We start from the raw sequence: 752 nt of genomic DNA on the forward strand, positions 1-752 counted from the left end.
ATTGGCCCGCTGCAGCAGCTCCATTTTGAAGGTGGTGAAGTCTTCGCTGACCTGGCGCAGCTGCTTGGCCGTGTGCTGGCGCAGCTCTTTAACTCCAGCCTCGTCGCGGCAGCCGTAGGGGCTGTCAAAGCCCTGCAGAATCACGCTGGTCAGGTTCAGTTGATCATCCAGTTTGCTGGGGTACTGGTGAAGCGCCCCCAACGCCGGCGACCAGAAGCCGCCGGTGATCGCGGTTTCACACGCGGTGTTGATCTCGCTGTTCTTCTGCCGGTACAGGCTCTGCAGTTGCTCGGGCTTGCTGGTCCCGGGCGCCAGGCGCGCCACGGGCTGTTTGGTTTCGCTGTCGAACACGATCTGCAAGCCTTCGGACTGCTTGGCCAGCAAATAGGAGTAATCCTGGTAGCTGATCGGCACGCTGTCGCGTGGGCGTTTTGGGTGAATGCCCTCCACCAGAAAGGTGTGCAGTGACGGACTGTAAAAGTATTTGCTCATGGGAGTCCTTAATGGCCGATCGCGATGTAGCCGTAGGTGGATGCCGCCGTGGCGTTGGCGGTAAAGCCGGTACGGGTGCGGGAGCCGGGAACAATATTCATCACCTCGGCCTGTCCCGTAGTGTCTTCACCGCTGCCCACGTCGAGAACAAAGCATCTATTTGGGAAACCGATCGGGAATAGGAACTGGCTGCCGTTGGTTGCGATGTAGGCATTGCCCCATTGGATGATCAATCCGCCCAACCAGCGCGGGAACGCGAT

2 pseudogenes are annotated in these 752 nt (G+C 59.4%); both read right to left on the bottom strand.

What is annotated here, in order from left to right:
* Positions 1 to 492 (bottom strand): annotated as a pseudogene (locus H097_RS26630) (hypothetical protein); the annotation flags it as partial.
* 8 nt (positions 493 to 500) lie between these two features.
* Positions 501 to 752 (bottom strand): annotated as a pseudogene (locus H097_RS28360) (hypothetical protein); the annotation flags it as partial.

Source organism: Pseudomonas sp. FH4 (genome assembly GCF_000510915.2).
Taxonomy (GTDB): Bacteria; Pseudomonadota; Gammaproteobacteria; order Pseudomonadales; family Pseudomonadaceae; genus Aquipseudomonas; species Aquipseudomonas brenneri.